The sequence below is a fragment of the Pandoraea sp. NPDC087047 genome (assembly GCF_044745225.1).
Classification (GTDB): domain Bacteria; phylum Pseudomonadota; class Gammaproteobacteria; order Burkholderiales; family Burkholderiaceae; genus Pandoraea.
Map to the genome: position 1 here is coordinate 436193 of NZ_JBIUZU010000001.1, position 22049 is coordinate 458241.

The 22049-nt window shown below is 64.9% G+C and carries 18 protein-coding genes; 5 read left to right on the forward strand and 13 right to left on the reverse strand.

Annotation, left to right across the window (positions count from 1 at the left end):
• Positions 1–26: 26 nt before the first annotated feature.
• The 8 genes from ACIPHM_RS01840 to ACIPHM_RS01875 form a co-directional block, all read right to left on the reverse strand.
• On the reverse strand, positions 27–1805 hold the full coding sequence (locus ACIPHM_RS01840) for a gamma-glutamyltransferase family protein (protein WP_400324307.1): 1779 nt from the start codon (positions 1803–1805) through the stop codon (positions 27–29).
• A 109-nt stretch (positions 1806–1914) separates the two neighbouring features.
• Entirely contained in the window at positions 1915–2451 is a 537-nt protein-coding gene (locus tag ACIPHM_RS01845) for a DUF1097 domain-containing protein (RefSeq protein ID WP_400323920.1), read from the reverse strand.
• A 28-nt stretch (positions 2452–2479) separates the two neighbouring features.
• Entirely contained in the window at positions 2480–3751 is a 1272-nt protein-coding gene (locus ACIPHM_RS01850; protein WP_400323923.1) for an amidohydrolase family protein, read from the reverse strand.
• A 247-nt stretch (positions 3752–3998) separates the two neighbouring features.
• Entirely contained in the window at positions 3999–4643 is a 645-nt protein-coding gene (locus ACIPHM_RS01855) for a response regulator (protein WP_400323926.1), read from the reverse strand.
• A complete protein-coding gene (locus ACIPHM_RS01860) occupies positions 4631–5746 on the reverse strand; it encodes a PAS domain-containing protein (protein ID WP_400323929.1) in 1116 nt (371 codons plus the stop codon). The genes ACIPHM_RS01855 and ACIPHM_RS01860 overlap by 13 nt, the downstream gene beginning before the upstream one ends.
• 235 nt (positions 5747–5981) lie before the next feature.
• Positions 5982–7607, reverse strand: a complete 1626-nt coding sequence (locus tag ACIPHM_RS01865) for an AAA family ATPase (RefSeq protein ID WP_400323932.1) — start codon at positions 7605–7607, stop codon at positions 5982–5984.
• Positions 7608–7726: 119 nt separating this feature from the next.
• Positions 7727–8458: an alpha/beta hydrolase gene (locus tag ACIPHM_RS01870; protein ID WP_400323935.1), complete on the reverse strand. Its 732-nt coding sequence runs from the start codon at positions 8456–8458 to the stop codon at positions 7727–7729.
• A 93-nt stretch (positions 8459–8551) separates the two neighbouring features.
• Positions 8552–9442 (reverse strand): LysR family transcriptional regulator, encoded by an 891-nt coding sequence (locus ACIPHM_RS01875; RefSeq protein ID WP_400323938.1) that lies wholly within the window; start codon positions 9440–9442, stop codon positions 8552–8554.
• Positions 9443–9538: 96 nt separating this feature from the next.
• Between ACIPHM_RS01875 and ACIPHM_RS01880 the strand changes: the two genes are divergently transcribed.
• The gene (locus tag ACIPHM_RS01880) at positions 9539–10555 is read left to right on the forward strand and encodes an NAD-dependent epimerase/dehydratase family protein (protein WP_400323941.1); all 1017 of its coding nucleotides are present in this window, start codon (positions 9539–9541) and stop codon (positions 10553–10555) included.
• A gap of 65 nt (positions 10556–10620) precedes the next feature.
• Here ACIPHM_RS01880 and ACIPHM_RS01885 read toward each other — a convergent pair whose 3' ends face one another.
• The 5 genes from ACIPHM_RS01885 to ACIPHM_RS01905 all read right to left on the reverse strand — a co-directional run bounded on the left by ACIPHM_RS01885 (position 10621) and on the right by ACIPHM_RS01905 (position 16448).
• Positions 10621–12495 carry a feruloyl-CoA synthase gene (locus ACIPHM_RS01885; RefSeq protein WP_400323944.1) on the reverse strand — a complete coding sequence of 625 codons (1875 nt, stop codon included), beginning with the start codon at positions 12493–12495 and terminating at the stop codon, positions 10621–10623.
• Positions 12480–13661: an ABC transporter substrate-binding protein gene (locus tag ACIPHM_RS01890; RefSeq protein WP_400323947.1), complete on the reverse strand. Its 1182-nt coding sequence runs from the start codon at positions 13659–13661 to the stop codon at positions 12480–12482. The genes ACIPHM_RS01885 and ACIPHM_RS01890 overlap by 16 nt, the downstream gene beginning before the upstream one ends.
• 66 nt (positions 13662–13727) lie before the next feature.
• Complete coding sequence (locus ACIPHM_RS01895) at positions 13728–14648, reverse strand: 3-keto-5-aminohexanoate cleavage protein (RefSeq protein WP_400323950.1); 921 nt, start codon at positions 14646–14648, stop codon at positions 13728–13730.
• An 85-nt stretch (positions 14649–14733) separates the two neighbouring features.
• Complete coding sequence (locus ACIPHM_RS01900; protein WP_400323953.1) at positions 14734–15660, reverse strand: 3-hydroxyacyl-CoA dehydrogenase NAD-binding domain-containing protein; 927 nt, start codon at positions 15658–15660, stop codon at positions 14734–14736.
• 29 nt (positions 15661–15689) lie between these two features.
• Positions 15690–16448, reverse strand: coding sequence for a crotonase/enoyl-CoA hydratase family protein (locus ACIPHM_RS01905; protein WP_400323956.1), 759 nt, complete (start codon positions 16446–16448; stop codon positions 15690–15692).
• 217 nt (positions 16449–16665) lie between these two features.
• On the opposite strand from ACIPHM_RS01905, the gene ACIPHM_RS01910 reads away from it, so the two are divergent.
• From ACIPHM_RS01910 to ACIPHM_RS01925, 4 genes are all read left to right on the forward strand, one after another.
• The gene (locus ACIPHM_RS01910) at positions 16666–17583 is read left to right on the forward strand and encodes a helix-turn-helix transcriptional regulator (RefSeq protein ID WP_400323959.1); all 918 of its coding nucleotides are present in this window, start codon (positions 16666–16668) and stop codon (positions 17581–17583) included.
• Positions 17584–17831: 248 nt separating this feature from the next.
• Entirely contained in the window at positions 17832–18359 is a 528-nt protein-coding gene (locus ACIPHM_RS01915) for a sigma-70 family RNA polymerase sigma factor (protein WP_400323962.1), read from the forward strand.
• Entirely contained in the window at positions 18356–19405 is a 1050-nt protein-coding gene (locus tag ACIPHM_RS01920) for a FecR domain-containing protein (protein WP_400323965.1), read from the forward strand. The genes ACIPHM_RS01915 and ACIPHM_RS01920 overlap by 4 nt, the downstream gene beginning before the upstream one ends.
• 170 nt (positions 19406–19575) lie before the next feature.
• Positions 19576–22041 (forward strand): TonB-dependent siderophore receptor, encoded by a 2466-nt coding sequence (locus ACIPHM_RS01925; protein ID WP_400323968.1) that lies wholly within the window; start codon positions 19576–19578, stop codon positions 22039–22041.
• The last annotated feature ends 8 nt before the right edge of the window (positions 22042–22049 follow it).

Below are 22049 nucleotides of genomic sequence, written 5' to 3' on the forward strand. Positions count from 1 at the left end.
GCGTTATCCGAGTTGGGGTTCGTTCCTCAAACGCCCAATGCCCGGCCGTCGCTGCGCGGATCGTGCGCGCCGCTCATCTGCCCCTGCGCGCCGATGCGAATCGCCCCCGGATGCCCCGCCAACTGACTCTGCGGCGGCAGTGCGCTCATCTCGTGCCCGCGTGCCGCGAGTGCCGTGAATACGTCAGCGCCGGCGTCCTGTTCGAGCTTGAGGCTGTCGCGTGTGTCGGAGAACGTTTTGCCGAGCAGGAAGCGCGGGCGTCTGAGCGCCGTCAGCGGATCCATCTCGTAATCGATCAAACGCGTGAGCACGGCCGCCAGCGTCTGCGGCTGTCCATCAGCCCCTTGCGTGCCGTAGAGCAATTGCGGGCGGCCCTGCTTGAGGTACATGCCCGGATTGAGCGTATGAAAAGGCCGCTTGCCGCCGCGCAGCACGTTGGGGCTTGCCGGATCGAGACTGAACGACGCCCCCCGGTTGTGCCACAGCACGCCGGTGTCGCCCAGCACCACGCCGCTGCCCCAGTCGAAATAGACCGTTTGCAGCATGCTCACGCAGTTGCCCTGGCTATCGGCCGCGCCGATATACACCGTATCGCCGGTCTTGAACACATGCGGCCAGGGCATCGCCTGGTCCATGCGGATGCTGCGCGCGTGGGCGTCGAGGTTTGCGCTGGAAAGCAGGCGATCCACGGGGACGTCGACGAAATCGGGGTCGGCCACGTAACGATTGCGGTCGATGAATGCGAGCTTCACGGCCTCGACGAGCACGTGATAGTAATCGGCGCTGCCCTCGGGCATCGACTTGAGATCGAAGCGATTCAGAATGCCCATGATCTCGAGCGTCGTCACCCCTTGCGTGGGCGGACGCAAGCCCAGCAACTCTCCGTCGCGGTACGCCACGCGCAGCGCGACTTCTTCACGCGCTTGCGCCCGCGACAGATCGTCGGCGCGCAGCGGTGAGCCCACTTGTTTGAGTCCGGCGGCGATTCGTCCGGCCAGATCGCCTTCGTAGAATTCGCGTCCGCCGTGCGTGGCGATGCTGTCGAGGCTTCGTGCGAGCGCCGGTTGATAGAAGCGTTCGCCCGCCTGCGGAATGCGGCCGTCCGGCATGAAGACGGATGAGAAACCGTCCCAGTTCGACAGCTCGCCCGCGCGATACGTCTGCCAGAAGTGCTGCGACGGCGTGACCGGAAAGCCGTTCGCGGCATATTCGGTCGCCCGTGAGAACAGCGACGACCAGGCCTGTTGGCCGCCCCACTGCTTGCGGCTGAACTCGAAGGCTTTGTCCCAGATAGCGACCGTCGCCGCCGTGGTGAGTGCTGCCCCCGGCCCGCGCACGGGAATCGTACTGCCGTATTGGGGTGTCTGCGCGGCGGCTTGCCCGATGCCGGAGAGCGTGCGCACATTGCCGTCGCGGTCGCTGATGACCATGAAGGCGTCGCCGCCCAGACCGGTGAAATGCGGATACGTCACGCTCAACACCGCGCCGATGGCAATTGCGGCTTCGATAGCGTTCCCGCCCGCGCGCAGCACCTCCAGGCCCGCCTCGCTCGCCAGCTCGTGCGGGCTCGTGACCATGCCGCGAGTCGACTGTGCGAGACGCCGCTCCGTATCGCCACCAAGGTTGCCGGGGCCGGTTCTGGCCGTCACGGCAGGCGCCACCGCTTCGGCTGCGTCGGCTGCCGTGAGAGGCAACACGGCGCTGCCCGCCAGCGCAGCGGTGCCCATCAGAAAGTTGCGACGCGTGGTGCTGCTAGCGGCGTCGCCTGTCGTGACCGGCTGTGTCGGTGCGAGCCCATCGGTCATTTTTTCTACGAACGTCATGCCGTCTCCCCAGGGAATGTCATGGGAAGACGAAGCCCGCCCGACACTGGCAGACGCTTCGTCCTTCCATCGTCAATGCTCAGATCGCTGCTCAGACTTCCGCCTTCCAGCCCTTCCAGTGGCGTTGGTGCGAGACTTCCGGCGCCGAGTAGCGCTCCTTCACCCAGGCGTAGACCGGGCCGAGGGCGTTCATCGCCACGGCGGCGCCAAGCGCCGCGAGCGGGTCTTGCGCCACCGGACCGAAGCCGCCGAACAGCGTGGCGAAGTACGTGGCAAAGCCGAAGAACATGCCGGGAATGAAGTTCAGGCCGGGGAAGAACCGCGCGAGCGCCATCATCGAGCCGTTGCCCACGAAGAGAATCACCATCTCGGCCATCACCAGCGCGTTGCCGCTGAACTGGGTGGCCGCCTGCTTGAATCCCAGCACGATGAGGAATGCGAAGAACGCGCCCACGGGCAGCGTCGCCCAAATGCGTTTGAGGTTCACCAGCGAGGGGCCGCCCATGGCGAAGGTCGCCGCCCAACTGATGAAGATCGCCCATGGCGGCAGATGCAGCGGCAGCATCGCGATCGGGATGGTGGTGACAGCAAGTAGTGAGGCAACGACTTCCGCAGGCAGCTTCTTCATGATTGTCTCCTTGAGTTTTATGAGAACTTCATTGCGCACAACAACATGAGTGCCGGTGAATTTCGCAGTGGTGCTGCGTGACGACCGTGATCCGGCCGCGTTTGATGACCCACAGGCGTGGCGGGATATCGAGCAGCGCGTCGGCCACCCGGAACGTGTCGAGAATGATCAGATCGGCCTGCTTGCCCACGGCGATGCCGTAGTCGTGCGAGAGCCCGATGGCGCGCGCGGCGTTGTGCGTGCCCATGTCGAGAATCGCCTGCTGATGCTCGGGCACACCGAACTGCGCCACGTGCGCGAGCAGATTGCCGATCTGCAACATGTCGGCCTTGCCGAACGGTGTGAACGCATTGCGCACGTTGTTCGACGAGTACGCGACATTCACCCCTGCGCTGTGCAGCGCCTTCACGGGCGTGAGGCCACGCCGCGGGTTCTGCGTGTCCTTGCGCCCGCCCAGATAGAGATCGGTCGCGGGCAGCGTAACGATGCTGATGCCCGCGAGACGAATCTGCTCGATCACCGGCGCGAGTTCGTCGTTATCGAGCGCACCCAGGCTCGTGACATGGCCCAGAGAGACACGTCCCTGATAACCGGTTTCGATGGTTTTCTGCGCGATGTAGGAGATCGCAGCGAAGCGCTGGTCGGCCGTGTCGTCCGCGAAGTCCGCGTGCATGTCGACGGGGGCGTCGAAGCGCTGCGCCAGCTCGAACACAATGTCGATGTGGCGCTTCGTGTCCTCCCAGTTCAGCTCGTTGTACGGGCATCCGCCCACGACATCCGCGCCCATGCGCAGCGCGTCGATCATCAACTCATACGTGCCCTTGGACTTGAGAATGCCTTCCTGCGGGAACGCCACGATTTGCAGGTCCAGCAGGCTGTCGTATTCGTCTTTGAGCGTGAGCAGCGTCTCCACACCGATCAAACCCTGAATCAGATCGACGTCGGGGTGCGCACGCACGGCGACGGTGCCGTTCTTGACCGCCATGTCGAGCACCTGACGCGAGCGATCGAGCACGTCTTCCCGCTCCTGCTTGCTCTTGAGAATGCCGGTCACGCGAATCGCCTCGTCGAGCGTGCCGAAGCGCGCCGGCAGACGACGGTGCAGCAACGCCTTGTCCAGATGCAGATGCGCCTCGACAAGCCCCGGGATCGCCGCACGGCCTTGCGCGTCGATCTGCTCGTCGGCGCTGGCATCGATGCCCGGCTCTATCGCGGCGATACGCCCGCCTTTGATGGCGATGTCCACGAGCGGCGCATCGTCACGCACGCACACGTTGTTGATCAGCAGGTCCACATGCATGGTGCGGTCTCCTTACGTCACGGATGAAAGTGGGAAAGTGGCTTGCCGGCAGAGGCGAGGCAACGCACGCAGTGCCGGCCGGGTGGCAACGGCCTGAACCAAGATTAGGTGAGTGGCCGCCCTTGGGGCATCAGGATTTACTGGTTTTCGCCTAGGAATTTCCCTAAAAGCGGTGCAGCAATCGAAATGGGATAGCGTGCGCCACGGGCAGCGCGGCCTAACGTTCGGCCGGTGTCGTCAGGCGGAGTCAGGCGTCGGTACCCGCAACGATCAGGCCGTGTTCAATGGCGTAGTGCACGAGGCCAGCGGTGGACGCGATGTCCATCTTGGTGAGGATGTTGGCCTTGTGAGTGCTGACGGTCTTGGCCGACAGCGACAGGCAGCGCGCGATGTCGTTGATGCCGTTGCCTTCGACGAGCATCTGGAAGATCTGGAATTCGCGCGCGGTGAGCCGCGTGTGCGGCAACGTCTCGGCCGGTTGCTGCAACTGGCGCACGAGCTTGTCGGCCACCAGCGGTGAAACCACCGTGCCACCGCGCGCCACACGCCGGATCGCGCTCATCAATTGCTCCGACTCGGCGTTCTTCGTCAGATAACCGGCGGCCCCCGCACGAATGGCCTGCACCGCGTATTGCGATTCGCGGTACATGCTCAGCACGAGTATCGGCAATGACGGATAGCTGGATTTGATCTGGGCGATCAGCGCAATGCCGCTCTTGCCCGGCATCGACATATCGAGCAACAACACGTCCACGCTCGCCAGACGCAGCCGCTTGAGCACGTCGTCACCATCCACCGCCTCCGATACGACCTGCATGTCGGGCGCCGTGGCGATGATTTTTTTCAGACCGTCGCGAATGATCGCGTGGTCGTCGGCAATCATGACGCGCATGACCACCCCGCCTCGTTCGTCGCGCCCGACGTCGCGCTCTGTGTCATGCCGCCCGCTGCCGCACGCGCCGGAATGCGCACCATGACGCGTGTGCCCTGCCCCGGCGCGCTCTCGATCTCGAACGCGCCACCCAGCATCAGCGCCCGCTCGCGCATGCCCATCAGACCGAGCCGCTGGCCGTGTCCGGCGCGGGTGGTCTCCATGCCCCGGCCGTCGTCGGCAACGCTGACATGGCAGTGGCCGTCGCGCACGTCGAGCGCCACGCGGACGTGCGTGGGCTGCCCATGACGGCTGGCATTGGTCAGCGACTCCTGCACGATGCGGAAGATCGCCGTGCTGCACTCGCTGTCGAGGCAAGCGGTCACCGCCTCGGGCATCACCAGCTCGCACGGCAGGCCGTGGCGCTGCGCGAACGACTCCGTGAGCCACTCCAGCGCCGCGTGCAAACCGAGCTCGTCGAGCACCGCCGGACGCAGGTCCGCCGCGATCCGGTGCACGGCGTCGATGGTCTCGTCGACCAGTTCCTTGAGCATCTGGAGATGGGCGGACTGATCGGCGGCGGGCATGTCCGGCTGCGTCTCCAGATAGCTCAGACCCAGCCGTAAGCCGCCCAGCCATTGTCCGAGTTCGTCGTGAAGCTCACGCGAGAGGCGCGTGCGCTCCGCTTCGCGCACCGTTTGCAGGTACGCCGAGAGTTGACGCAACTGGGCGCGCGAATCGAGCAGCGCCATCTCGGAGCGTTTCCGGTCGGTGATATCGCGTGAAATGCCGACGGTACCCACGATGCGCCCATGCGCGTCGCGCACGGGCATCTTGACGGTATCGAACCAGCGCGGCGCGCCATCGGCGCCGGGGCGGCTCTCCTCGTAGCGCCGCCGCACGCCGCTTGCCACTACCGCTTTGTCGGTGGCGAGATAGACCCGTCCCCATTCGGAGGACCAGACCTTGTCTGGGGTGCTGCCGATAATGTCGGCCTCGCTGCGCCCGCATGCGGCCATGAAGGCATCGTTGACAAGGATGTAGCGCGACTCGGTGTCCTTAAGCCACGCCTGATCCGGGATGTTGTTCAGAATCGCCCGGTGCAGTTCGCCATGCGTCTCCACTGCGTCTCCTTGCCGTACATCATGAAATGGCGCGGCGCAGCACAATCAGAGGTTCGCGAACAAGGCATTCGCCTCGTCAGAGATTCGCCGCGACGTCAGCACCGGTCCGGATTCAATATAGCCAGACCAGCGCCCGCGCGCGCCTCTAGTTTTCCCGCATATCAGGATGTTGCGGCGTTTCATGATTTTTTCTGATGATCGCCGCGCGGCATCGGTCCTTGCCTCGTGCGCCACTTCATCCGTCGTAGCCACGGAAAAGTCCGCACAGGCGAAACACGTCTTCCGTGTACGGCATGCCCTTGACCTTGCAGTAGCGGCTCGCCAGCTTCATCAGTTCCTTGATGTCGCGCCCGCTCGCTTGCGGATAACGGGACGCAAGCGTTTCGATCAGGCCGTCGTCGAGATACGCGCCGACCTGCTCCGCCTGCATGCGCCACAACCGTCGCGCATCTGCCGGCGACGGGACTTCGTAGTGGATCGTGGCGATACAGCGCGACAGGATGGCGTCGTCCACGTCGCCGATCCGGTTCGTCGTCATGAACAGCAGGCCGTGAAAGTATTCCAGCGAGCGCAGGAATTCCGCGACGATGGCGTTGTGCTCCAGATCGTTGTCGCGACGACGGATGTACACGTCGGCTTCGTCGAGCAGCAGGATCGCGTTCCAGCGCATGGCGCGTCGCAGAATGCTCATGAGCGTGGCGCCCACCGACGCCGCCGTCGTGCCCAATTGCCCGGAATGCACGCGATACAACGGCTTGCCGACGACCTCCGAGTAAATCTCCGCCGTGAGCGTCTTGCCCAGCCCCGGCGCGCCCTGACAGAGGATCGTCGCGCCGCCCGATTTGCCTGGCACGAAGTCGGGCATCATCACATCCATGTTCGACGTCAGGATGTCGATCAGATCGTGATGATGCGCCGGCAACACGAGCTTGTCGCGCAGGCCGGGCTGATAGTCGTATTCGGTCATGTTCTGCACGTGCACCCAGAGATTGCGGTGCCAGTCCAGATGGAATACATGTACATAGCAGTGCAGCGGAATCGTCTCGAACGCCCGGTCGATCTCGGCGTTGCGCCAGAAGTCGGCGTCGCACGCCATCTCGAAATTGCGCTCGAGCCGCGCTTCGTCGTTGACGCACTTCGCCGTCACGCCGTCGCCCACGCGAATCAGTTCCGTCGCGCCCTTCGGATCGACGGAAAACGCCGCGCGGCTCAACACGAACTGCGCGCCGAACGCCCGCTGCACGCGCAAAAAGCGCTGCGCATGCTGTTCGTATTCGTGCTTGAACTCCGCACACTCCTTGTAGAAGCCGAATTCCGCGAGCAATTCGGGAATGGTGCGGTTCACGATATCGTCGCGCGTGAAGACCAGCGCCGTCGTCATGCCCGAGCGCCGCGGACGATGCTCCGTCGGACTCAGATTCGCCGACTGCATGGTGTTCGCCAGCATGTCCACGACGACGTATGGCGAGCCCTGATCCGGCTCCACGTAACGCAAACGCCGCACCAGCCACGGCAACAACGCGCCGTCGCGATGGCGCTGATACAGCCAGCCGTCGATCACGTCGCGTGCGAGATACGCCACGAGCCCCGGCACCAGCTTGTCCAGACTCGGGATCACCCGTGCCTGCGGCGCGTTATAGGCGTTATCGAGCGCAAGCATCTGAAACATCAGCGCGCGCTCGTTCTGCGATTTGCACAGCACGTAGAGCGTGTTGAGCGACTTGGCGTCGAACCATTCGCTCGATACCAGCATGTTGCCCCGGCATACGCCGTAGGCCGTCAACTGCTTGCCCAGGGGCGAATCGGCGCCGATCAGTTGCATCAGCGGATGAATCAGTGACTCGGGAATTTCGAAATCCATGGACGGCACTCCCCGTATGGCGTGTAAGGCATGTGAGGCGTTTGACGCTTGCGTGCTTGGCCGCTTGAACGCGCTATCGCTTGGCCAACCGACCGTTGAACTGCTTCGCAGCGCGCGCGTCAGGCAAGGAAGAAGTCAATGGCACGGGCCACGACGCCCGGCTCGATGATGTGCAGCCCGTCGAATTCGACGAATTGCACATCGTAGCCCGCCGCTTTGAGCTTGTTGGCGTTCTGACGGCCACTGGTGGCAATCGGCAGTTGCTCGTCGATCAACCCGTGCGCGATGAAGATCTTCGGCTGCCCTTCCTGCACGAAGATCGACATGAACCCGCCCGAGAACGCAATGACATGGCTCGCGATATCGCCGTTTGTCACGCCGATGGAAAGCGCGTAGCTCGCCCCGTCCGAGAAGCCGGCGAACGCCACGTGCCCGGCGTCGAGCCGGTAGCGTGCCGCAACGAGGCGCAACGCCACTTGCAGACGCTCCAGATCGGGCCCATTGCCACCGATCACGATGTCCCACGTCGGGAAGGTCGAATGCGGCGCGAGAACGAGAAACCTATGCTGGTCGGCATGCGGCTCGATGAACGGCAGCACCTTCTCCGGGAAACCGCCGGCCCCGTGAAACATCACGAATAGCGCAACGGGCTGGTCCGTCGGCAAACCGTCAGGGACATAGAGGACAGCGTCGCGCGTCTCGCTCAGACCGAGCGAATGACGTCCGGGGGCGAGCGCAGCGAATGATGGGATCGAGCCGGAAGCCTGCGCAGACTCAGGCGCGGCGCAGGGAATGGGCGTGGACGCGATGACGTCCGGTGACATGCGTCCGAACAATGAAGGGTCGAACATGGCGCGGTGATTGTCTCGTGATCGTTGATGTTATTGATATATTGTATATCACACAATTCTCCGATGACATTCGGTATTTGCCGGATCTCAGCCTTATCCGGCCATGTAGGCGGTCATTCCGGCCACGAGGGCATCGAATGCGACTTTGCAGCGGGGGCTCGAACGCAAGTCTTCGTGCATCGTGACCCAAGTCTGCAACTTGAAACGGAAGGCGCTCGGCAGTATCCGCACGAGCCGGGCATCGCGTCGGGCCAGCGGCACCTGACATCCTCCTATCCCGTAGCCCGCGCGAATCATCGCCAGTTGCGCCAGGTCGCTGTCGGCCCGGAACGCGAAGGCGTCTCGCGACCAGGCGGGCACGCCGCGCGTGGCCTCGCGCAGGAAAGGCGTCATCTGGTCGAAACCGATCACTGCATGGTGCGCGAGGTCGGCCATCGACGACGGCACGCCGTAGCGCGCGAGATAGTCGTCGCGCGCGTGCAGGCCGACGTCGATGCTCCCTATGCGACGCGCGATCAACGCGTCCTGCTGCGGCGGTGCCATGCGCACGGCGATATCCACTTCGCGGTGCAGCAGATCCTGAATGCGGTTCGTCGTCACCAGCTCGATGGTCAGATCCGGGTGCGCGCGACGCAACCCCGTGAGCATCGGTGGCAGCACCTCTACCCCGACCACTTCACTCGCGGAGATGCGCACAACGCCGCTCACCCCGTCGCCGTGGCTCGCTGCCGCACGCTCGAACGCCAGCGCCGTGTGCTGCATCGCCTGCGCATGCGGACGCAGCGACTGGGCGGCGTCGGTCGGCAGCAAGCCTGTCTGCGAGCGCGTAAACAGCGTCTGACCCAGCGCCTGCTCCAGTGCTGCGATATGGCGTCCGGCCGTGGGCTGTGTAATGCCCAGCGCACGTGCCGCGCCCGATAACGAGCCTTCGGTCAGCACAGCGAGAAACGTCCGATAGAGATCCCAACTGAGATTTTCTGTCATACAAAAACGTATAGCCGATAGATGATTTTAGGCAATTTTATTCTATCCGCGTCGCGCGGAGAATGGCATCACCGACACCCAATCAGGAGCAACCTCATGACCCACTCATCCGAACCGAAAGTGTCCCGCGCGCTGGTGCTGGGTGCGACCGGCGGCATCGGCAGCGAAGTGACGCAACAGTTGCTCGCCGCAGGCTGGCATGTGCGTGCGCTGCGTCGCGGCGGCGCGCCCCGTACGTCGTCATCCGATAGCGGCGTGCAATGGATCGACGGCGATGCCATGCACGCGGACGACGTACTGGCCGCCGCCCGCGATTGCGATGTGATCTTGCACGCCGTCAATCCGCCCGGATATCGCAACTGGGACACGCAAGTGCTGCCCATGCTCGATAACACGGTCGCCGCGGCAACGCGCCACGGCGCTACCATCGTCCTGCCGGGCACCGTCTACAACTATGGTCCGGAAACGTTCCCCGTGCTGCGCGAAGACGCCCCCCAACGGCCGCGCACCCGCAAGGGCAAAATTCGCGCGACGATGGAAGGCCGTCTGCGCGACGCCAGCCGCCATGGCGTGCAGACGATCGTCGTGCGTGCCGGTGACTTCTTCGGTCCGCGAACGCGCAATAGCTGGTTCGCCCAAGGGCTCGTGAAGCCCGGCCAGACGACGCGTATCGTCCAGGTGCCCAACGCCCCCGGTATCGGTCATCAATGGTCGTATCTGCCTGACGTGGCCCGCACGATGGTCATGCTGATCGAGCGCCGTCGCACGCTTCCGGCCTTCTCCAACTTCCACATGGCCGGGCATTGGGATGCCGACGGCACGCAGATGGCCGACGCCATCGTGCGCGTGATGTCGCGTCACGGTATCGACGTCAAGACGCGCCGCTTCCCGTGGTGGCTCATGACGGCCATGTCGCCCTTCGTCACGACGCTGCGCGAGTTGCGGGAAATGCGTTACCTGTGGGAGCAGCCCGTGCGCATGGATAACACGCACCTCGTCGAGACCCTCGGCGAGGTGCCGCATACCCCGCTCGACGTGGCCGTTCAGGCAACGCTCGAAGGCCTTGGGTGCCTGCCCGGCAAACCGGGTGCCAAAGGGTTTGCATGCCCCTGAGTTATGCAGGCGTGAATCCGCATAAATCTCTGGATGAATCGCAATGCGCCCCTATGCGCACGATTTCACGGCTGGGCCAGGCGAATGACCGACGGGCAGTCCGAATAGAGTCGTGCAACGTCCTGCGCGCGCAAGTTCAGCACCGCGCGTTGATTGACGTAACCCTTGTCCGTAATCTCCCCTTGCTCCAGCGACGGCGGCAACGCCAGAATCACCGCGCGCGCTGCGCGTTGCGAGTTGCCCGCGTCCTGCGCCAGTTGCGCGAGCGCCTGCGCTACGAGCGAACGAATGTCGTCGTGCATCGCCATCGCCTTACCTCCATGCGGCGCGTGAAGGGCATCGGCGTGCCCGGCCTTGGCCAGCAGGGCCGGACTCGGGAAGATCAGCAGCCCGATTTCGTCGCGGTCGTGGCCGGCGATCACCACATCCGACGCATAGGGTGCGAGCGCCGTCACGGCGCGCAGCCGCAGCGCGCCCACGCAGACCCACGTGCCGCTCGTCAGTTTGAAATCCTCGGACACGCGACCATCGAAAATCACGCCGGCGCTCGGATCGTTCACGTCGGACAGACGGCCTGCGTCGCCGGTGCGATAGAAGCCTTCGTCGTCGAACGCCTCGGCCGTGGCCACCGGGTCGCCCGCGTAGCTGCGAAACACCGACGGCCCCCGCACGCGCATCTCCAGCTTGTCGCCATTGGGCACGAACTTGAGTTCGTTGCCCGGCGCCGGCACGCCAATATTGCCCGCGCCGGGAATCGGGAAATGCACGCTGGTGATGAGCGGAGACGTCTCCGTCGCGCCCCACGCCGAGCTGAAGAACGGCAACGTGTCGCAGTGCCGTGACGCCAGCCGTTCGAAGCGCTGCCACACCGCGGGCGGCAAGCTCGCCGCCGCGTAGAACAGCACTTGCAGACGGCTGAAGAAGCGCGCGGCAAACGCATCGTCGTCTTCCAGAAACGGCGCCAGCGCCTCGAAACCCTTCGGGACGTTGAAGTGCAGCGTGGGCGACACGTCGCGTAACGCCTCGACGGAGCGCCCGATCAACTCGGGCACGGGACGCCCGTCGTCCACATAGAACGCCCCGCCGTTGCGCAGCGCCATATGGAAGTTGTGATTCGCCCCGAACGTATGACTCCACGGCAGCCAGTCGACGACCACCGGCGCGGCCTCGTCGATGAAGTGCCAGCACTGCGCAATCATCTGCTGGTTCGCCGCGAGCATGCGATGCGTGTTGACGACAATCTTCGGCTTGCCGGTCGAGCCGGAGGTCAGCAGCAATTTGGCCGTGTCCTCGGGACGCACCTGCGCAAAAGCGTCATCGAGCTCGGCACACACCGGCGTTGCCGCGAAAGTGTCGAAGCGCAGCCAGTGCGCGCGCCCATTCCGGGTGGCGACGACCGGACAACGGATCGGCGCGTCGGTTAGCGCCCGCGCATAGGCATCGCCATCCTCCACGTACACGAGCGCCGGGTCGAGTCGCGCGAGAATGCCGTGCAACTTGCCCATGTCCTTTGCGATGCGCGAGTACGCCGACGACACGATGGCCGTCTGACGGCCCGCCATCATCGCGCCGAGCACAAGCAGCGCGTGGTTCACGCTGTTGTCCGACAGGATCACCACCGGACGCTCGCGCGGTACGTCGAGATCGAGCAACGCCTGTCCGATACCGCGCGCCATCGTCAGCGCGTCGCGGTACGTCACACGTCGCCACAACCCCGCATCGGCTGCCCCTTCGCCCGGCGCCCATCGCTGCGCGACGAACACGGCATCCGGCGTGCGCGCCGCCCATTGCACGAGCCAGTCGGCCGGGCTGCGCGCGAATTCGCCCAGCGCGGCGCGCGAGCGGATGACGAAGCTGCCGTCTGCGCGAAGCTCGCGTTCGATGTCCGGTCTGGCCAGGCGCCGCGCACCGCCCGCCGCCATGTTCAGTCGATCGTCCACTTGCCGCCCTTCACCGTGACGAGCACCCGACCGTCTTCGCCATATGCCGAATGGTCCTGCGCGCTGACATTGATCATGCCGTGCGTCGCCGCAAGGCCGCGAGTCTGTTCGATCGCGCCGACCAGGGCGTCGCGAAAGGCCTGCGTGCCCGGCTGGGCCTGCTTCGCGGCCACAGCGACGGCGCGATCGAGCACCAGGTAGGCGTCGTACGCATAGCCCGCGAAGAGATTGCGCGAGCCTGCGCCGTACTGCGTCTCGTAGCGTTTGACGAAGTCCACGGCAACGGCTTTGCCCGGATGGTTCGCACGCAACTGCTCGGCCACGAGGATGTTGCCCACCGGCAGAATCACACCCTCGGCGTGCTTGCCCGCCACCCGCAGGAAGTCGTTGTTGGCGACACCGTGCGTCTGATAGATGCGGCCCTTGTAGCCGCGCTCGCGCAACGTGCTCATCGGCAGCGCACCGGGCGTGCCGCTCGCGGCGATGATGACGGCGTCCACGTTGGACGACATCACCTTGAGCACCTGCGCCGTTACGGACTGGTCGTTGCGGGCGTAGCGCTCGACCGGTGCGACCTGAATCTGGCGGGCCGCCGCGCGCGCCTGAATGTCCTTGAGCCACGCCTCGCCGTACGAGTCGTTAAAGCCGATGAAGCCGAGCGTCTTGACCTTATGCGCCTTCATGTCGTCGAGCACCGCGTCCGCCATGACCGCGACCGATTGCGGCAGCGAGAAGACGTAACGCATTTGCGCCGCACTCGGCACGAACGGACACAACCCCAGTTGCGGTGTGCGCGTATCGGCAGCCACGGCTGCCACGGCCAGACACGCTGGCGTCGTGGACGAGCCGATGATCGCGTCGACTTTGTCTTCCGTCGCCAGACGACGCGCGTTCTTCGTCGCCGTGGTGGGGTCGGTCGCGTCGTCGAGCACGATGTAGTGCGCAGGCAGCCCGCCCAGCGTGGGCGGGAGCATGCCGATGGCCTGTTTCTCCGGAATGCCAAGCGACGCGCCCGGTCCTGTCGACGAGAGCGTCACCCCGACGGTGACGCCTGCCGGTTGCGCATGGGCCGGCGTGGCGAGCGACGCAGCGCAGACCGTGGCCACAGCCAGGGACAGCGTGCAGAGCGAGGACGTGAAACTGCGTGTGAATCTGTTTGCCGCCATGTGACTTGTCTCCTGGGGTTTTTTTTCGTTCTTGGGGCCAGACAGCTTGCGACGCACTTCCTCCGATCAACGCACGGCGAACTCCGGCAGCACGTCGCGATTGCGCGGCAAGCCCATGATGTCGCGGGCTTCGGCCGGCGTGGCAGGCTCATAACCCATTTCGCGCACGAGACGCACGACCCGCTCGGTCAGTTGCTGGTTCGTCGCCGGCACACCGTGCTCGTAGTACAGGTTGTCTTCCAGCCCCACGCGCACGTGCCCGCCCAGCAGCAGCGAATTCATGGCCGACGGCAGTTGCGCCGGGCCGATGCCGCTCACACAGAAGATGCTTCCCTTGGGCAGCAGATCGACCATCGACTGCAACACGCGCGGGGTGTACGGCATGGCATTCTGGAAACCGCGATGCACGCCGAGCACGAGGTTGACGAAGAAGGGCTCGTCGTCGAATCCTGCCGCCGTAAGCGTGGCGAGGTCCTGCACGATGTGCGTCGGACTGAACACTTCCCACTCGGGTTTGATGCCGCGCTTTTTCATCTCGATGGCGAGATGCTTCGAGCGCTCGGGCGACGTATGCATCAGCAGTTCCTTGCCGCCGAAGCTCGCGATGATCGTGGTGGCGTCGAGCGTGCACATCTCGGCCCCGGCGTCCATGCCCTTCAGACGCTCTTCCCAGAGGATTTCCCAGTAACCGTTGTCGGCCTGCCCGATCATGTCGCCATGCACGCCGCCACCCGTCGAGTTGTTGATGACGATGTCGCACTTGTCGCGAATGCGGCGATTGATATCGCGGTAGATGGCGGGATTGCATGTCGCGCCGTCGTCGCCCGGACGACGCGCGTGAATGGCCACGACGCTGGCCCCCGCGTTGTAGCAGTCGTAGACATCGCGCGCGATTTCGTCCGGCTGTGTGGGCAGATGGGGGTTCTGCGACTTGTACGCCATGCCGCCTGTCGGCGCGATGGTGACGATGACTTTCGGCTTGCTCATGCGTGTCTCCTTTTTCGAATCGGTCGTTCGTTCCTTCGTCACGGCCGGATTCATGGCCGGATACGTGATCCCGAACCGGCTGGCGCTACGTCCTGTTCGCGAGAATGCCGAGGATGACGGCGTCGCGCTGGGCTTCGAGCCGTGCGTTGCCGCGTCCGGCCAATTCCGCTTCGACACCGGCGGTAATGCGTGCCTTGAGCTCGTCCGTCAGCACTGGCTCGCCGAGATCGGCCCACCACGATTCGATCGGCGGGCCGAGATGTTCGAGCAAATGGGCAATGCCGCCGGCGCCGCCCGACAGATGCAGATTCAGGAACGGACCGAGCGCCGCCCAGCGAAGGCCGGGACCGTACGCGATGGCGTCGTCGATATCCGCCACGGACGCCACCCCGGTGTCGACCAGATGCATCGCCTCGCGCCACAACGCCGCCTGCAACCGGTTCGCGATATGGCCCTTCACCTCTTTCTTCACGTGAATGGCGCGCTTGCCGATGGCGCGATAGAACTGCATCGCGGTGTCGATAGCGGCCTGCGAGGACTGCGCGCCGCCGATCACTTCGACAAGCGGAATGAGATGCGGTGGATTGAACGGGTGCCCGAGCACCACGCGCTCGGGATGTGCACACACGAACTGCACCCGGCTCATCAGCAATCCCGACGAACTCGATGCGATCACGACCGACGGCGCCAGCGCAGCGTCGATCCTGCGAAACAGATCCTGCTTCAGATCCTCTCGCTCCGGGCCGCTCTCCTGCACGAAGTCGGCACCTTCGAGCGCGGCGTCGAGCGTATCGTGGAAGGTCAGCGCATCGCGCGTCGCCCCCGCCGTCAGGCCGATGCGGATGAGCGTCGGCCAGTGCGCGTCGAGCGCTTCGCGCAGACGCTCGCGCGCCCCGGGCGCCGGGTCCCAGGCACTCACGCGCAAACCACGCGCCAGAAAGTACGCCGCCCAGCTCGCACCGATGACACCCGTGCCGATGACCGCGACCTGCTCGATGTTGTCGTATTTCACGTTCGTCTCCGTGAGGATCGGACACGCGCTCAGCGTGCCGCGCGGCCCAGAAAGCGTTCCATGCGCTCGCGCGCTTCAGGCGTGGCCAGCATCAATGCGCTGGTCACGGATTCGGTGAACAACCCGTCGGCCATCGACATATCGTGAATGCGCGAGAGCGCATGAATCGTCGCCCAGTTCGACAGCGGACTGTTGGCCGCCGTGTCGCGCGCCAGTTGCGTGGCAAGGGCGAGACCTTCGCCCGCTGGCGTCAGATAATGACCCAGGCCCAGGCGCTCACCGTCAGTCGCATCGTAGCGGCGCCCGGTGAGCATCATTTCCGTCATGCGGTCCGGGCCGAGAATGCGCGCGACGCGCACCGACGCCCCGCCCCCGACGAAGATACCGCGCTTGCCCTCGGGCAACTGGAAAAACGCGCTGCGCTCGATCACGCGCACATGCGCGGCCAGCGCCAGCTCCAGCCCGCCGCCGATGACGGCGCCGTGCAGCACCGCGACGACAGGACGTCCGCCAAACTGAATGTCGTGGAAAACCTTGTGCCAGCGCTGCGAGACGCGCAGCACGTCGAGGGGGTCGCGCGTGCTGTTCTCCGAGAGATCCAGCCCGGCGCAAAAGTGCTCGCCAGCGCCGCTCAGAACGACGGCCCGCACACCGTCGCCGAAATCCCGGAAAGCGGCTTCCAGCGAGTCGATGGCCGCATCGCAAAGCGCATTGCGCTTCTCGGCGCGCTCGAGTGTCACGAAGGCGATGGCGTCTTCGACGCGCACACGCAAGTGGGGATAGGTCATTGTCTGCATTCGCTCCAAATCGTGAAAAGTATCTTATAAGATATTTTCACCGTTGCGCGATTTGTGCAATGCAGTTCAGGGTTAACAGGGATAATCCGAAAATTAAAGCAATTTAATGCACACAAATGCCGAATGATGCCAGTGCAAGCGGCGTGCACGCCTCATATGCGATATCTCATAGTATATTTGGCGACGATCCCTTCATCGCGCTTCGCTCATGACGACATTGCCTCCCGACAGCCCGCCTTCCGATCTGGTCGACGACGCCGGAGACGGGGTGTCGTCGCGCCTGGCCTCGCTCGCACGGCAGGTGCGAACGCTGCGCGCCCAGCGCGGCATGACGCGCAAACAACTGGCCGCGCAGTCGGGCGTCTCGTTGCCGTATCTCGCCCGGGTGGAGGCGGGAACGGGCAACGTGTCGCTCACCGTGCTCCACAAGCTGGCCGAGGCGTTGAACGTAGGCGTGGAGACGCTCGTTGCGCAGCGCACGGTATACGACGGCGACCTGCTCATCCTGATCGAGTATCTGCGTCAGCAACCGGCGGAAGTGCTTTCGCGGCTGCGCCGTCAGATCGTTGTGCCGGGCGCGGCCGATAGCCGGCGCACCGGGCAGCGCATCGCGCTCATCGGCCTGCGCGGTGCGGGCAAGTCGACCCTCGGGCCGCAACTGGCACAGGCCATCGGCGCGCCTTTCATCGAACTGGACAAGGAAGTCGAGCGCGAAGCGGGCATCGCCATCGGCGAAGTCATCACGCTCTACGGGCAAGCGGCGATGCGACGCATCGAGCGCCAGTGCATCGAGCGCATCATCGGCGAGCACGAGCATGTCGTACTGGCAACCGGCGGCGGGATCGTGTCCGAAGCGCCAACGTACGAACGCGTGCTCCGCGCCTTCCGCACGGTGTGGCTGCGCGCGCGTCCGGAAGTGCATTTCCAGCGCGTGATGCAGCAGAACGACGCCCGCATCGCCACCGAAGCGCTGCGTAACGAAGCGCTCGAACACATCCATCGCATGCTCGACGCACGTGAATCGCTCTACCGACTCGCCGACATTACGCTCGATACATCGGATATCACGCCCGAAGCCGCGCTCGCCTCGCTCAAGGCAAATCTTTCGCCTGCGCGCGCTGCCTGACGCTGCCTGGCATTCGCGTCCGGCATGGATGCCTGCGCTTCGCGCCCGCGTTTCACGTCTCGCACATCACGCCCGCATGTCACCCCTATTGCGTTGCCCCGGCATTCACGCTTAGAATTAATAAGAATCATTATCATTTGCAGATCGGCGCCATTCATTCGCGAACCGCCGGACGTTTGGCAACGTTCAGCACCACTGACGTTTATTGCCCGAGTGTCCTGTGCGGCATTGCCCGTGGAGCGCGCATCATGCGAACACGGGGAATCATGGAAAGTCATTTTCAGCGCGAGGTGGGAGCGCTTTACCGCGATCATCACGGCTGGCTGCGTGGCTGGTTGCGCAAGAAACTGGGCAATGCGCTCGACGCCGCCGATCTCGCACACGACACCTATCTCCGCGTGCTTTCGACAGGGCGTGCGCCGCAGGCCGACGACTCGCGCCGTTATCTCGCCCGCATTGCCAACTGTCTGGTGATCGATCTGTTTCGCAGACGTCATATCGAGACCGCCTATCTGGAGACGCTTGCCGCCCTGCCTGAGCCGGTCGCCCCGTCGCCCGAGACGCGGGCGCTCGTGCTCGAAGCCCTCATCGAAATCGACACCCTGCTCGCCCGTCTGCCGGCCAAGGCGCGTACCGCCTTCCTGTTATGCAAGCTCGAAGGTCTCGGCTATCGCGAGATTGCCGAGCAGTTGCAGGTCTCGGTGTCGTCCGTCGAGAAGTACGTCGCGCAGGCGCTGCGCGAATGTTACGTCGTGCAGTACGGGAGCGATGCGTGAGCGCCCCGCGTGGCGTTTCGAGCAGCGTATCGCCTGCGGCGCCGCTGGCGCCCGAAGTCGTCGAGCGCGCAAGTCTCTGGCTCGCCCGGTTGTGGTCCGAGGCCGTCACCGCCGACGACATTTCCGCGTGCGAGCGCTGGCGGGCCGCGCATCCCGATCACGAACGCGCGTGGCAACGGCTCGGCGTTATCGGGCAGAAGTTCGAAACGCTCGAAACGCTTAATGGGCGCGATGGGCTCCCCCCGCGGCTGGCGTTCGACACGCTGACGGCGCGCCCGGCACCGCGGGTGAGCGCGGCCGGACGCCGTCGCGTGCTGCGTGTGTTCGGTGGCGTCATCACGTTGGCGGGCGCGGGCTACGCCCTTCGTCGCTCCCCCATGTGGGACACCGTCGCGGCCGATTACGCCACAGGCGTTGGCGAGGTGCGGAGCCTCACGCTGGCCGACGGCACGCGTCTGTGGCTCGATACGGCGTCTGCCGTCGACGTGCGCTTCACGCCCGGTGAGCGCCGCATTACGCTGCGACGCGGACGGATCTGCATCGACACAGACGCGTCGCAACCGCCTCGGTCATCGCGCTCAGCGCCCCTGGTCGTCGTCACCCGACAGGGAGAGATCCGCGACATCGGCACACGCTTTACGGTGCGCGAGGACGGCGACCGCACACAGGTCGCGATCTTCGACGGCATCGTCCTCGTACGCCCGACCAACGGCGCACGCACCCAACGGCTCGACGCCGGTCAGGCCGCGAGCTTCTCGTCGAGCGCCATCGATCCCGCCGGTCCCTCGCAGGCGTTCGACGAAAATGCCGCGGCATGGACGCGCGCGCAACTCATCGTCGAGCGAATTCGCCTGGGCGACCTGGTCGATACGCTCGCGCGCTACCGGCGAGGGGTGCTTCGATGCGATGCGGCCGTGGCCGACCTGCGCGTGAGCGGCGTGTTCTCGCTCGCAGACACGGACCGGGCGCTGGCCAGCCTTGCCATCGGCCTGCCGGTCGAGACCGTCTACCGCACCCGGTACTGGGTCACGGTGAAAGCCCGATAGCCGTCGGGCGTCCGTCGCAAGCGCTCTGCCTGCAAGACAACGCCCCGGCAACTTTTTTCAATTTTTTCGATATCGGTTGAGGGTTTGCCGATCTCGTTCGGAATACGTGTATGCACCGGTGCGAAGCGATCGCGCCGGTATCTCTTTCCGAACTCTCAGGCACTCCGACCGTGTTGATTTCCGAAGCTGTTCCCCTGCGCCCGACGCCATTCGCCGCCGCCCTGCACCCCGCTGTGGCATTGCTCATCGCCCTCGCCGCCGCCGGCGTCACTGAGCGCGCCCACGCCGCCCCCGCGGCATCCACGTCCGCGGCACAAAGCGCTGCCGACGCACGCCGCGCGTGGCAAATCGCGCCGGGCACGCTCGACGCCGTGCTCAACCGCTTCGCCAACACGGCGGGCATCGAGCTGGTCGTCGACGCTTCGCTGACGCAGGGCCGTCAGAGCACCGGGCTCGACGGCGACTACACGCTGACGCAAGCGCTCTACCACCTGCTCTCGCCGCATCAGTTGCAGGCGATGCGCAGCAGCCAGGGCGTGTATACGCTGCGCGCCGCAGCCCACGACACCGGCGCCGCCGCGGCGATGGGCGACGGCGTGTTACTGCCGACCACGCACGTCGTCGCGCAAGCCGTGGGCCTGCCGGAAGCGTATGACGGCGGACAAGTCGCACGGGGCGGCCGCCTCGGTCTGCTCGGCAACAAAGACTTCATGGACGTGCCGTTCAACCTCACCGCCTACACGGCGCAGACCATTCAGGACCAGCAGTCGACAACGCTGGCCGATGTGCTCGACAACGACCCTTCGGTGCGCTTCACCACATCGAGCGGTCACATGTACGAGAACTTCAGCGTGCGCGGTTTTCCGTTGACGGCCGACGAAGTCTCGCTCAACGGCATGTTCGGACTCTCGCCCTACGGTCACGTGCCGACCGAGTTCATCGAACGCGTAGAAGTCCTCAAAGGTCCGAACGCGCTGCTCAACGGCATGTCGCCGTCGGGCGCGGTGGGCGGTGCGATCAACGTGGTGACAAAGAAAGCGCAGAGCGCACCGCTCACTCGCCTGAGCGCCGACTATCTCTCCGACTCGCAATTCGGCGTGCAGGCCGATATCGGTCGACGCTTCGGCGATAACGAGGCATTCGGCATCCGGTTCAATGGCGCGCTGCGCGACGGCCGCACCACGCTCGACGGCCAGAACAAGCGCCGCGAGTTCGGCTCCGTTGCCCTGGACCTGAAAACGGATCGCGTGCGCATCGGGCTCGACGCCTATACCGATACCGAAAAGTTCACCGGCGGCAGCCCCTGGATGGCAACCTTCGCGACGACGGTCGTCGCCCCGCCATCCCCCGGCACCAATGTGCTGCGCGGCGAATACGGCGATCTGCAGAGCAATGGCGTGCAGCTTCGCGCCGAAGCCGACGTGACCGACGCGATCACGGCCTACGCCGGCGTCGGTTCGCTGAGCTATCGCTACTCGGGCTTTATCACGGGCACGCGTACCGGGCCGATCAAGCCGGACGGCAGCTACACCGGCGCGACGTATTTCCAGCGCGGCTGGACAGACACGCTCTCGCTCGACGCAGGCGTTCGCACACGCTTTCGCACGGGGCCGGTCAGGCACGAACTCACGCTCTCGGCGACGTCGCTGGAGACAACCAGCGGCAATGTCTTCACGACGAGCGCGAACTACAACTCGAACATCTACGCGCCTGTCGAGCCCACGCTGGCGAAGGCCGCCGGCTCCGCCCCGAAGACGGCCGAATCCACGCTGTCGAGCTTCGCGCTGGCGGACACTATCTCGATGTGGCAGGACCGCGTGACAATCGTCGCAGGCCTGCGCAGCCAGCGTGTTCGTGCAGCGGCGTTTGCGGCCACCACGGGCGCACGCACGTCCAACTACGACGAGAACGCCATCACCCCGGCCTTCGGTCTGGTGCTCAAGCCCTTCGGCCCCAACGTCTCGCTGTACGGCAACTACATTGAAGGCCTCACGCAAGGCGGCATGGTCACCGACGTGAGCGCCGCCAACTACGGGCAGGTCTTCGCGCCGTATCGCAGCAAGCAGGCCGAATTCGGCGTGAAGTGGGACGCAGGCAGCTTCGCGAACACGTTGTCGTTCTTCCAGATCACCAAGCCGGGCATGATCAAGGACGTGGCGACCAACACCTACAACCCGGACGGTGAGCAACGCAACCGCGGCGTCGAATGGAACATCTTCGGCGAATTCACGCCGCGTTGGCGCGTGCTGGGCGGTGTGGCTTACACGCGCGGCGAGTTGACCAAGACAGCGGGCAATCTCTACAACGGGAATACGCCCTACGGCGTGCCGAAATGGACGGCGAACCTCGGCACGGAATGGGATTTGCCATGGGTGCCAGGTGTCACGCTCACGGGACGTATGATCGCCACCAGCGCGCAATACGTGAACTCCGCCAATACGCAGCAGATCGGCGGCTGGACGCGTTATGACGTAGGCGCGCGTTATGCCACGCGCCTCTATGGCAAGGGCGTGGTGTTTCGCGCCGCCGTGGAAAACGTCACCAATCGCATTGCGTGGTCGGGCACGTTCAACGACGGTTACGTGATCCAGAATGCCCCGCGCACGGTCAAGCTCTCCGCCAGCATCGACTTCTGAGGTTCGCC